Annotated in this window: 15 protein-coding genes; 9 read left to right on the top strand and 6 right to left on the bottom strand. The window is 63.8% G+C overall.

What is annotated here, in order from left to right; all coding sequences use genetic code 11:
• Positions 1-44: 44 nt before the first annotated feature.
• The 5 genes from HMPREF1546_RS03375 to HMPREF1546_RS03355 are packed head-to-tail and all read right to left on the bottom strand — an operon-like array spanning position 45 to position 2,252.
• Entirely contained in the window at positions 45-344 is a 300-nt protein-coding gene (locus tag HMPREF1546_RS03375; protein WP_021748256.1) for a hypothetical protein, read from the bottom strand.
• Positions 341-1,072 (bottom strand): MBL fold metallo-hydrolase, encoded by a 732-nt coding sequence (locus tag HMPREF1546_RS03370; protein WP_021748257.1) that lies wholly within the window; start codon positions 1,070-1,072, stop codon positions 341-343. The genes HMPREF1546_RS03375 and HMPREF1546_RS03370 overlap by 4 nt, the downstream gene beginning before the upstream one ends.
• A complete protein-coding gene (locus HMPREF1546_RS03365; RefSeq protein ID WP_021748258.1) occupies positions 1,069-1,380 on the bottom strand; it encodes a YbjQ family protein in 312 nt (103 codons plus the stop codon). Before HMPREF1546_RS03365 ends, HMPREF1546_RS03370 begins: the two co-directional genes overlap by 4 nt.
• On the bottom strand, positions 1,361-1,615 hold the full coding sequence (locus HMPREF1546_RS03360; RefSeq protein WP_025545082.1) for a hypothetical protein: 255 nt from the start codon (positions 1,613-1,615) through the stop codon (positions 1,361-1,363). Before HMPREF1546_RS03360 ends, HMPREF1546_RS03365 begins: the two co-directional genes overlap by 20 nt.
• Positions 1,599-2,252: a MerR family transcriptional regulator gene (locus tag HMPREF1546_RS03355; RefSeq protein WP_025545083.1), complete on the bottom strand. Its 654-nt coding sequence runs from the start codon at positions 2,250-2,252 to the stop codon at positions 1,599-1,601. Before HMPREF1546_RS03355 ends, HMPREF1546_RS03360 begins: the two co-directional genes overlap by 17 nt.
• 101 nt (positions 2,253-2,353) lie before the next feature.
• Here HMPREF1546_RS03355 and mutY point away from each other — a divergent pair, with 101 nt between their 5' ends.
• From mutY to HMPREF1546_RS03310, 9 genes are all read left to right on the top strand, one after another.
• The gene (mutY, locus tag HMPREF1546_RS03350) at positions 2,354-3,547 is read left to right on the top strand and encodes an A/G-specific adenine glycosylase (protein WP_021748261.1); all 1,194 of its coding nucleotides are present in this window, start codon (positions 2,354-2,356) and stop codon (positions 3,545-3,547) included.
• A gap of 3 nt (positions 3,548-3,550) precedes the next feature.
• Positions 3,551-3,808 (top strand): hypothetical protein, encoded by a 258-nt coding sequence (locus tag HMPREF1546_RS03345; protein WP_021748262.1) that lies wholly within the window; start codon positions 3,551-3,553, stop codon positions 3,806-3,808.
• Positions 3,809-4,006: a hypothetical protein gene (locus tag HMPREF1546_RS03340; protein WP_021748263.1), complete on the top strand. Its 198-nt coding sequence runs from the start codon at positions 3,809-3,811 to the stop codon at positions 4,004-4,006.
• Positions 4,006-4,473, top strand: coding sequence for a PF20097 family protein (locus tag HMPREF1546_RS03335; protein WP_021748264.1), 468 nt, complete (start codon positions 4,006-4,008; stop codon positions 4,471-4,473). Before HMPREF1546_RS03340 ends, HMPREF1546_RS03335 begins: the two co-directional genes overlap by 1 nt.
• Before the next feature lie 2 nt (positions 4,474-4,475).
• Positions 4,476-4,967 carry a PF20097 family protein gene (locus tag HMPREF1546_RS03330; protein ID WP_036629727.1) on the top strand — a complete coding sequence of 164 codons (492 nt, stop codon included), beginning with the start codon at positions 4,476-4,478 and terminating at the stop codon, positions 4,965-4,967.
• Between the two features lie 89 nt (positions 4,968-5,056).
• Positions 5,057-5,647: a thymidine kinase gene (locus HMPREF1546_RS03325; RefSeq protein ID WP_021748266.1), complete on the top strand. Its 591-nt coding sequence runs from the start codon at positions 5,057-5,059 to the stop codon at positions 5,645-5,647.
• Positions 5,644-6,516 carry a 4Fe-4S cluster-binding domain-containing protein gene (locus HMPREF1546_RS03320; protein WP_036629729.1) on the top strand — a complete coding sequence of 291 codons (873 nt, stop codon included), beginning with the start codon at positions 5,644-5,646 and terminating at the stop codon, positions 6,514-6,516. Before HMPREF1546_RS03325 ends, HMPREF1546_RS03320 begins: the two co-directional genes overlap by 4 nt.
• A 224-nt stretch (positions 6,517-6,740) precedes the next feature.
• A complete protein-coding gene (locus tag HMPREF1546_RS03315) occupies positions 6,741-7,220 on the top strand; it encodes a hypothetical protein (protein WP_021748268.1) in 480 nt (159 codons plus the stop codon).
• A gap of 75 nt (positions 7,221-7,295) precedes the next feature.
• A complete protein-coding gene (locus HMPREF1546_RS03310; protein ID WP_021748269.1) occupies positions 7,296-8,687 on the top strand; it encodes an MATE family efflux transporter in 1,392 nt (463 codons plus the stop codon).
• A 165-nt stretch (positions 8,688-8,852) separates the two neighbouring features.
• On the opposite strand, the gene HMPREF1546_RS03305 is transcribed toward HMPREF1546_RS03310, so the two are convergent.
• Positions 8,853-9,905, bottom strand: coding sequence for a hypothetical protein (locus HMPREF1546_RS03305; RefSeq protein ID WP_021748270.1), 1,053 nt, complete (start codon positions 9,903-9,905; stop codon positions 8,853-8,855).
• Positions 9,906-9,969 lie beyond the last annotated feature (64 nt).

Genomic DNA, 9,969 nt, shown 5'->3' with positions numbered 1-9,969 from the left:
AGAGCGCCCGTGCCGATTGGCACGGGCGCTTTTCTGGAGCTTCCTCAGCGGTGCGCCTCCTCATAGGACCGCAGGGTCCCTTCTGTCAATCGGGAGAGCTTATGGAGCCGTTCATTCACCATATCCCACATACACATGGGCAAGTGATCCCGGTGACCACGGTGCAGCGTCACGCACTCAAAGCAGTTGCCGTGGTGAGGGCAGGCCTGCTTGCAGGGGCAGTGGTCACCGCTCTCCCGCACCTGCTTCAGAAATTCCCGCTTGATGGCCATGGCTTCCGCATGGCGGCCCTCCCGGTCCAGCTCGTTTTGCTCAATTGCAAGTTCATTGCCATCGATCTTCATGTGTCCGCTTCCTCCTCAAATGTAAAGACTTGACCGACTCTGTTAACGTACACAGTTCGGGATGTGAAAGAAGTATAGCATGACAGGAATTGATTTGTAAAGTTAAAATTTCCCCACTGGTGCATGGGCAGAAAGCGGCGGATATCCGCCAGCTCCAGGAAGTACTGGGGGCCACGGAAGCCGTCCTCCCCCAGACGGGGATCCAGAGGCAGCATGGCCAGATCGATCTTCCGGCCCCGGAGAGGTTCCGCATACCGCCGGAAGTCCGCTTCCATGTTCCGGTTCCAGACGGGGTCCTCGCCCTCCCAGTGCCACCAGTTCAGATCCCCGGCATGAAAGACCGTCCGGCCTTCCGCCGTCACCAGAAAGGCCACGCCCTCGTCGGTGGAGGGCAGTGCCTCCACGGTGACGCCGGGCAGGGGAGAGGCGCTCTCCCCGCCGGAAAGCACCCGGCAGTCCGCGGCGGCTTTTTCCGAGAGTCCCCATTTCTTCCGGTTCCGGTCTGTCAGATGGATGCCCTTGCCAAGAAGGAATCGGACATCCCGCTGACCGTCATCCAGAGCAAAAACCCGGGGATTAAAGTGGTCTGGATGGCGATGGCTGGCAAAGACCAGCAGGGGGTCTGATGGCAGGGGGGGCAGGTCCCCCTGCCACCAGTCAAAGAGCAGCGTGAGACCGGGCAGCTCCACCAGAAAGCCGCTGTGGTCCAGAAAGGTGACGTGCATCATTTGAACTTTACAGCCGTTCCGTAGGCAATGACCTCCGCCGCCCCCTGCATCACGGAGGCAGAGGCGTACCGCAGGCCCACCACTGCGTCGGCTCCCAGAGCCTCTGCCGCGTCCACCATGCGCTTGGTGGCGATCTGCCGGGCCTCCACCAGCATCTCGGTGTAGCCGGTGATCTCTCCGCCCACCAGGGTCTTCATGCCGGCCATGAAATCGCGGCCGAAGTTTTTGCTGTACACCACCGTGCCCCGCACGATGTCCAGGGCCTCAAATTCCTGGCCGGGAATGGTCTCAATACTGACGAGCTTCATATAATTCTCCTCCTTTGATCTCTTTCAAGCGGTCCCGCAGGGCCAGCCCCAGCGGGATCAGCCCTGCTGCCTGGACAGCGGCCAGAACCGCCAGCAGAACGGATGCCGCACCGCTGGGGAAAAAGGCCTGCCGCACCCACAGCAACACCGCGGCCGCAGCCAGCAGCCATACGGCCGTCCCTGCGGCGGACACCGCTGCTTGTCGACAATCCCGCCGCTCAGTAGTTCCGCGCATCGTCTTCCTCTCCCCGCTCAATCTCCCGGACCCGCTGGACCAGGGCGATGACCACACCGACCACCACTGCCGCCGGGATGGCCACAAAGAGCGCCAGCACCGGCAGGGGCGGCGCACCGGCCGGATCCACCTCGAAAGCCCAGAGGAAGAGCCAGATCAGCCCTGCCATCAGGACTGACATGACGATGGCGACCACGATGGGCGCCACGAAGCGGCGGCGCCTGGTGTCCTGCTTCTGCTTGTTCATAAAGGTCGTTCCCTCCTGTTCCATCTGGGCCATCCGATCCAGCAGGGACTGGGCGTCCAGCTCCTCCAGCCGCTCCCTGCGGTCTGTGAGCGTCCCGCAGAAGCGGATGGCCGCTTCCAGATTCTGCCGCTCCCGCTCCAGGGACACCAGATGGCGGCGCATACCGTCCCCCACGGTGTAGGCGCCGTGCTGCATCTGCCGGATCTCCTCCAGCGGAAGGCCCAGCTTCCGAAGCAGCTTGATCCGCCGCAGGACCTCCACCTCAGTCTCCCCATAGTCCCGGTAACCGTTCTGGCTGTTCCGCCGGGGGGAGAGCAGTCCCTCCGCCTCATAAAAGCGGATGTTCTTCCGCGTGATGCCCACCAGGGCTTCCACTTCATTGATTTTCAAGGGATTACACCTCATCTCTGGGGACAGGGTACACCTTCCACCCGGGGGAAAGTCAAGAGACTTTCAAAATTTTTGTACAGGGGGTGGGAAGTTGGCGCCGGATGTGGTACAATAACCGCAATGCGGCGATTGTGCGGCTGGACAGGCTGATACAGCGGCGCAAGTTCGGAAAGGGTGCCATATCCATTCTGCGGATATGGTACAATCATACCATGTGCGGTGAGAATTTGACAACCAAAACTGTTTTACAAGATTTGCCGGGGCCGCTGTTGGCGTGGTATCGGGCCAATGCCCGGGACCTGCCCTGGCGGCGGACCACAGACCCGTATCAGATCTGGGTCTCGGAGATCATGCTGCAGCAGACCCGGGTAGCGGCGGTGCTGGGGTATTATGCCCGCTTTCTGGAGACATTCCCCACGGTGGAGGCTTTGGCAGCCGCCCCGGAGGAGCGGCTGATGAAGCTGTGGGAGGGCCTGGGCTATTACAGCCGGGCCAGGAACCTGCAGAAGGCCGCCAGGATCGTGGCGGAGCAGGGCGGCCGGTTTCCGGACACCTACCAGGACCTGCTGGCCCTGCCGGGGGTGGGGGACTACACCGCCAGCGCCATTGCCTCCGCCGCCTTCGGCCGACGGGAAGCGGCGGTGGACGGCAACGTGCTGCGGGTGGTCATGCGGCTGACGGACTGCCGGGACGATATTGCCGATCCCAAGGTAAAAAAGGCCGTGCGGGCACAGATCCAGGCCGTCATGCCGGAGGCTGAGGCGGATATCCGCGTCTTCAATCAGGCCACCATGGAGCTGGGGGCCACGGTCTGCGCACCCAACGGCCCGCCCCGGTGTCTGGAGTGTCCGGCCATGGCCTTCTGCAAGGGCCGCCTTCGGGGCACGGCAGAGGATCTGCCAGTGAAGGGGGCCAAAAAGCCCCGCCGGGTGGAGGAGAAGACGGTGTTCCTGCTGGTGCGGGACGGAAAGATCGCCCTGCGGAAGCGGCCGGGGACCGGGTTGCTGGCGGGCCTGTGGGAGTTTCCCAACGTGGAGGGAGCCCTGGACGAGGCTGCCGCCGGAGCGGCGGTGTCCGTCTGGGGCCTGGAGCCCAGGCGGTGGGAGAGCCGACTGACGGCGAAGCACATCTTTACCCATGTGGAGTGGCACATGACCGGTTACACCCTGGAGGTGGCGGGAGACGGCCCGGCGGACTTCGTCTGGGCAGATGCCGGAGCCCTGTCGGACCGGGCGGTGCCCTCCGCCTTTGGGCGGTATTACACGGAAGCGGCAGCACGCTTGAAGGAGGAGTGACGAATGGGCTGGCTGGTGGGACTGCCCCTGGGGCTGTTTCGGCTGCTGGGGAGTATTTTGCTGGTGGCGCTGCGGTTTGCGGTGCCCATTCTCATTCTCGTGGCGGTGATCTTGGTGGTGCGGCATGTGCGGAGGCGGTCCGCCCGGTACCGGGCGGAGGACGAGGACAGGCAGGAGCCGAAATTTCACGGCCCTGTGTATACGGTGGATTATGAGGAGGTCCCGGACTCCGAGGACCAGAAGAAGGACGAGGGCAACTGAATGGAACTCATCAACCTGGCGGGCATCGCCCTGCTGGCCCTGCTGATCCGCAAGCTGGTCTGGTGCCTCCGGTGGCTGTGGTGCTATTACCATGGGAAGGAGACGCCGGAGCCCGTCTCCTTCCTGCCCCGGCGGACGGGGGAGACCTTTGAGGAACGCATCCGGCAGGCGAGAGAGCAAAACGAGGAGGATTCGTGATGCCCTTCTGGAGGAAAAGCGAGGATCCCTGGGATATGGAGCCGGAGAAACGGCGCACCTGGACAGCGGGGGAGCCCCAGCCCCCGGCCGCCGACGGGGAGGCGTGGAAGGTCCCAGGGGAGAAGGAGACAGCGGAGGAGCAGACGCCGTCTGCCATGACCTGCCCCTGGTGCGGGCAGGAGATGCGGATGGGGTATCTGGTGGGCGGAAGGGACGCTGTCCGCCTGGTGTGGGAGCGTCCCGGCGCGTTTCGCCTGGCGGATGCCAACGGAACCCTCTACCTCCGGGGGGACGGTTCCTTCTGGAGCGATTACAAGCTGGCCTGGCACTGCGGGGCGTGCCGCAAGCTGGTCCTTGACACGGCCAACTGCACCCGGGCGGAGCATCTGACCTCCGAGGAGATCAACCGCCGCATCATCTACGGGGCTGATGCAGAGCATTCATCCGAAAGCCGAGAGGAGGAGTGACCGTGCCCTTCTGGAAGAAAAGCGAGGATCCCTGGGACTATGAGCCGGAAAAGCCGTCCCGTCCGGCGGAGCCGGGGCAGGAGGAGAAGGACTGCGCTCCCAGCCTGATGGACGAGCTCCGGGACTGGAACGAGGAGCGGAAGGAGAAGAAGGCTTTGCGGGAGACCCCGCCCCCGCCCATGATCTGTCCTTGGTGCGGGCAGGAGATGGAGGTGGGGACGATCACTGGGGGACGGGACAGTGTCCAGTGGTGGCCCGGCTGGCCCAACCGGTTCTTTGGTGCCAGCGGCCCGGAGATCGATATCCTCCATGAGGGGAGCCTTTTCAACAGGTACAAGACCGCCTGGCTCTGCCGCGGCTGCCGCAGGATGGTGATGGAAATTCCGGAGGAGGAGATCCCCAAGCCCCTGACGCCGGAGGAAGCGGCGGAGCAGGCGGAAGAACAGCGGCAGCAGGAGGCCCAGCGGAAGATCGACCGTGGGCTGCAGGGCTGAGGATCCCTCCCGGCGGAGGGGACCGGCACCAAAGAGAAGGCGGCGGAGTGCCGCATAAGAAGATACATAGAGAGGGAGAAAACAGACAAATGGCACAGCTCTATTTCAAATACGGGGCCATGGGTTCCAGCAAGACCGCAAACGCCCTGATGACCCGGTTCAACTACGAGGAGCGGGGGCAGAAGACCCTGCTGGTCAAGCCCCGGCTGGACACCCGGGACGGGGACCACATGGTGGTTTCCCGCATCGGCCTCACCTATCCCTGCATCTACTTTGACGAGATGCAGCAGCTCTCTGTCATGGAACTGCAGCAGAACGCCTGCGTCATCGTAGACGAGGCCCAGTTTTTGACCCGGGAGGAGGTCATGTACCTGGTGGGTCTGGTGGATGACCTGGGCATCCCCGTCATCTGCTACGGCCTGCGGGCGGACTTCAAGGGGGACCTGTTCCCCGGCAGCGAGGCCCTGCTGGTGATGGCCGACAAGATCGAGGAGGTCAAGACCATCTGCTGGTGCGGCAAGAAAGCTACCTTCAACGCCCGGTTCGACGCTGCCGGCAAGGTGCTGAAGGAGGGCGAGCAGGTGGTGCTGGGGGCCAACGACCAGTACATCGGGCTGTGCCGCAAGCACTGGATGGCCGGGGACCTGGGCCCGGACTTCCGCCCCGAGGACCTGCTGTGATCTGCCGCCTGTGCCCCAGAAACTGCGGCGAGGAACGGACGGAGACGAGGCGGGGCGGCGTGTGCGGGATGCCCAGCGTGCCCGTGGCGGCCCGGGCCATGCTCCACCTCTGGGAGGAGCCGTGCCTGGTGGGGGAGCGCGGCGCCGGGTGCGTGTTCTTCTCCGGCTGCAATCTCCGGTGCTGCTTCTGCCAGAACAAGCCCATCTCCCAGGGGGAGGTGGGAAAGGTCCTGACGGCGGAGCGGCTCCGGGAGATCTTTCACGAGCTGATCGGACAGGAGGCCGCCTGCCTGGACCTGGTGACCCCCACCCACTTCACCGACGCGGTTCTGGAGGCCCTGGGGGACGAGGAATGGCCCGTGCCGGTGGTGTGGAACTGCGGCGGCTATGAGAAACCGGAAACCCTCCGCCGTCTGGAGGGGAAGGTACAGGTGTATCTGCCGGACTTGAAGTATGGCCTCTCCGAACCTGCTTGCAAATACTCTGGCGCGGCGGACTACTTTGACTGGGCCAAGCGGGCCATTCTGGAGATGTTCCGCCAGACCGGGCCTTACCGGATGGAAAACGGCCTTTTAAAGCAGGGTGTGTTGATCCGACATCTTCTGTTGCCGGGGGAACTGGAGAACACCCGAAGAGTCATCGACTGGGTGGCGGAGAGCTTCCGCCCCGGGGAGGTGCTGTTTTCCCTCATGAGCCAGTATACGCCCCAGCCAGGGGCAGAAGGGAAACTGGCCCGCCACGTGACCAAGGCGGAGTACCGGGCGGCAGTGGAGTACATGGAAAACTGCGGGATCACCGACGGCTACACCCAGGAGCGGACGTCGGCCAGGGAGGAGTACACCCCGGCCTTTGACCTGCGGGGAATTTGAGTGCCTGCCTTCAGACGCGGTATGGACAAATTCCGTGGCCTATGTTATGTTGAAAAAACAAGACTGAGGGGGCGGAGAGATGATCCGCGGCAAGTGGAAGTGGCTGTTGATCCTGCTGGCGGCGCTGGCTGTGCTGGTGGGGCTGATGGCTTTGGAGACCCTGCTGGGCAGCGTCCGCAAGTGCGGCTGAGCCCCGGCGGCCCTATTTGCAGAGGAGGGATTTCATGACCCGAAGCGTGAAGCGAGTGGTACTGGTCCTACTGGCGGCGGCCGTCCTGGCCTTTGCAGCCTGGATGCTGTGGCCCCGGTCCTTGGGGGGAGCGTTCGCTTTTGACCAGCCTTTTACCTTAACAGTTACAGAGTTGGAGATGCAGGAAGATGGAAGCTGGAGCGTCAAGGAACCGGTTTCCTCCGTCCTGGAGCCGGGGACACCGGCGGCAGAGACTGTCCGGGAGGCGCTGGAGGGATATTCTTACCACCTGTGCCTCTCCTCTCTAGCCGGAGACCGCCTTGTTCCTATCGGAGAGCAGAGCGTATTTTTGGACAGCGTCTCAGACGGGAAGAAGGACCATCTTGGCTTGATTGCAGGAAGCAACAGACTGGGATGCGGTGACCGGGTGGTGCAGGGGTATTTCAGGGACAGCACAGTGCTGTGCGAACAGCTCTCCGCTATCCTCCGGGGCGAATCGGGGGTTGCAAACTGAATCCCGTGTCTTTATAATGAGAGGGCTGTCCGGTGCGGACAGCCCGATTTTTGTGTGTTTTGGGAGAGACCTGCTATGAAGCTGGAGAACAATCTGGGCACGGACGCCATCCGGCCCCTGGTGCTGCGGATCGCCATACCCAGTATGCTGGCCCAGTTCGTCAGCGTGCTGTACAGCATCGTGGACCGCATCTACATCAGCAACATCCCCTTGGTGGGGGAGACCGCTCTCGCGGGCGTGGGGGTCTGCGGGCCGGTGGTGACGCTGATCGGCGCCTTCGCCTCTCTTATCGGTGTGGGCGGCGCGCCGCTCATGAGCATCCGCATGGGGGCGGGTAAAACGGAGGAGGCCCGGCGGATCCTCTCCAACAGCTTCCTGATGCTGTGTGTCTGCTCCGTGGCGCTGATGGCGGTGGTGTTCCCCCTGCGCCAGCCCATGCTGATGGCCTTCGGCGCAAGCGATGCCACCTACGGCTACGCCAATACCTATTTCACGGTCTATCTCTGCGGGACGGTGTTCAACCTGCTGGCTCTGGGGCTGAACCAGTTCATCATCTGCCAGGGCTACGCCCGGAAGGGCATGATCTCCGTCATGCTGGGGGCGGCACTGAACATCGTGCTGGACCCGGTGTTCATCTTTCTCTTTGACATGGGGGTGGCTGGGGCTGCCGTGGCCACGGTCCTCTCTCAGCTGGCCAGCTGCCTCTATGTACTGCGGTTCCTCTTCGGCAAGTCTGTGCCCATCGCCATCACCTTCGGCGGTTACGACGGGCGGCTGATGCTCCGCATCCTGGCGGTGGGCATGACGCCCTTCCTCATCATCGGCGTGGACAACATCATGATTATCTCCATGAACGCCATCCTCCAGTCCTATGGCGGGGCGGAGCTGGGAGACCGTCTGGTGACCTGCGCCACCATCGCCCAGAGCTTCATGCTGGTGGTGACCATGCCCCTGGGAGGCATTTCCGCGGGCACAGGCACCATCCTGGCGTACAACTACGGCGCCCGGCGGCGGGACCGGATCCTGAAGGCCCAGGCATTCATCGCCGGACTGTGCGTGGCCTATGTGACGGCCCTGTTTCTGCTGGCCCGTCTGGGGGGAGCTCTCTTCGTGCGCCTCTTCACCACGGAGCCGGAGCTGGCAGCGGAGGCCCTCTCCGCCATCCACATCTGCACCCTGGCCCTGATCCCCCTGGGGCTGCAGTACGCCATTGTGGACGGATTCACCGGCATGGGAAAGGTACAGCTGGCCCTGCCCCTGTCCGCCTTCCGGAAGGCGGTGTACTTTATCGCCCTGTTTGCCCTGCCGGCGGCCTTCGGCGCCCGGGCCGCATTCTACGCGGAACCCATCTCCGACATCGCGGGGCCGGTGGTGAGCATCGCGGTTTATGCCCTGTGCATCCGGCGGATTCTGGATTTCCCCGCGGACCCGCCCGCTGCGGAGAACAAGTCCACGCTGCCATCCTGATCGACAAAGCGGCACAGCCGAAGGCTGTGCCGCTTTGTTTGTATAAGATCGTCGGTTCAGACAGAGATGGAGAATTGCTATAAGGGGACACGAAAAGAAGGGACGTCCGCTCCGTATGGAACCAACGGCCGCTCTGCAGAGCAGGGGCTGCTGCGCCGGCTTTCCTCATTCGCCGTCCTCCCCCTCCCGGCGATCCCCCAGCTTCCGCAGGGACTCCAGGGCCTCGGCAAAGGCTTTGGCGCTGGCGGAGGGGTTGCCCCGCAGGATGCGCAGGGACTGGCGATAACGCCTGGCGGTGCGGGCGCGGATGGAAGCTTCCCGGTCCCGGAGTCGGTCCAAAAGCTGCTGGACTTCCGCCCGGCGGGCCTCCAGAGACTCCTCTGTCAGGTCCCTGGCAGCTGCCAGCCGGTCCCGGTAGGCCTCCAGAGCCTCCTGGATGTTGGCAAGGGCCGTCAGCTTGGCATCGGTCCGGCGGCGCAGGGACTCCTCCAGCTGGGCCTGGCGGCGTCGGGCGCCCTTGGCATAGGCCTCCTGAATCTGGCGGCGGGTGTCCTCCCAGCGCTCCTGCCGGAGCAGCCGCTCCACCTCCGTGCGCTCCCGGAAGCGGCGCAGGTCCTCCTCCGCAAAGGCGGAGATCACCTCCACCCGCTTGGCAAGGCGGCGCAGGTCCTCGTTCTCCTCCGTGAGGCGGGTGAGGACCTCCCGCAGGTCCATGGCGGCCTGGAAGGACCGGACTGCGTCTACGGTGACGGCGATGGTCAGCAGGAACGCCAGAGGATCCACCAGGAAGGCGGGCAGCCGCAGCACCAGATCCTCCACAGGCGGGTGCAGAAACCGCACCAGCAGGATGGAGAAGGCGCCCCAGGCCAGGGAGCTGGTGAGGCAGATATAGCCGTTGAGGTTGAAGGGCTGCTTGGAGTAATCCCAGTAACGGACTTTGAAGAGGGCCTCCATGGCGGCACCGGTGATATACTCCAGCGCCGTGGCGGCCAGCATGCCCAGCAGGAAAACCAGCCACAGGCTGTCCCGCACGGGGATGGTGGCCAGCAGGATGATGACGGCGCCGGTGCCATAGATGGGCAGCATGGGGCCGTGAAGAAAGCCACGGTTCACCCACTGGCGCCGCTTGGCGGAGACGTAGCAGGATTCCCACACCCAGCCGAGAAAGCAGTAGAGAAAGAAGAACAGCAGCCACTGTCCCAGGGAATAGACGTACATAAGACCTCCGGTTTCAAATGAGGGAGCCGCCCGTCCCGCCGGGGCTCTGGCGGGACGGGCGGCG

The organism is Oscillibacter sp. KLE 1745 (assembly GCF_000469445.2).
GTDB lineage: Bacteria > Bacillota > Clostridia > Oscillospirales > Oscillospiraceae > Oscillibacter > Oscillibacter welbionis.
This window is presented reverse-complemented; position numbering and strand designations above follow the sequence as displayed.

Excerpts from the sequence above, each read along its gene's own strand:
- HMPREF1546_RS03375 (WP_021748256.1), bottom strand. The coding sequence starts at position 344 with ATGAAGATCGATGGCAATGAACTTGCAATTGAGCAAAACGAGCTGGAC.
- HMPREF1546_RS03340 (WP_021748263.1), top strand. The coding sequence starts at position 3,809 with ATGGAACTCATCAACCTGGCGGGCATCGCCCTGCTGGCCCTGCTGATC.
- mutY (WP_021748261.1), top strand. The coding sequence starts at position 2,354 with ATGTGGTACAATAACCGCAATGCGGCGATTGTGCGGCTGGACAGGCTG.
- HMPREF1546_RS03360 (WP_025545082.1), bottom strand. The coding sequence starts at position 1,615 with ATGCGCGGAACTACTGAGCGGCGGGATTGTCGACAAGCAGCGGTGTCC.
- HMPREF1546_RS03345 (WP_021748262.1), top strand. The coding sequence starts at position 3,551 with ATGGGCTGGCTGGTGGGACTGCCCCTGGGGCTGTTTCGGCTGCTGGGG.
- HMPREF1546_RS03370 (WP_021748257.1), bottom strand. The coding sequence starts at position 1,072 with ATGATGCACGTCACCTTTCTGGACCACAGCGGCTTTCTGGTGGAGCTG.
- HMPREF1546_RS03365 (WP_021748258.1), bottom strand. The coding sequence starts at position 1,380 with ATGAAGCTCGTCAGTATTGAGACCATTCCCGGCCAGGAATTTGAGGCC.
- HMPREF1546_RS03305 (WP_021748270.1), bottom strand. The coding sequence starts at position 9,905 with ATGTACGTCTATTCCCTGGGACAGTGGCTGCTGTTCTTCTTTCTCTAC.
- HMPREF1546_RS03335 (WP_021748264.1), top strand. The coding sequence starts at position 4,006 with ATGCCCTTCTGGAGGAAAAGCGAGGATCCCTGGGATATGGAGCCGGAG.
- HMPREF1546_RS03325 (WP_021748266.1), top strand. The coding sequence starts at position 5,057 with ATGGCACAGCTCTATTTCAAATACGGGGCCATGGGTTCCAGCAAGACC.
- HMPREF1546_RS03315 (WP_021748268.1), top strand. The coding sequence starts at position 6,741 with ATGACCCGAAGCGTGAAGCGAGTGGTACTGGTCCTACTGGCGGCGGCC.
- HMPREF1546_RS03310 (WP_021748269.1), top strand. The coding sequence starts at position 7,296 with ATGAAGCTGGAGAACAATCTGGGCACGGACGCCATCCGGCCCCTGGTG.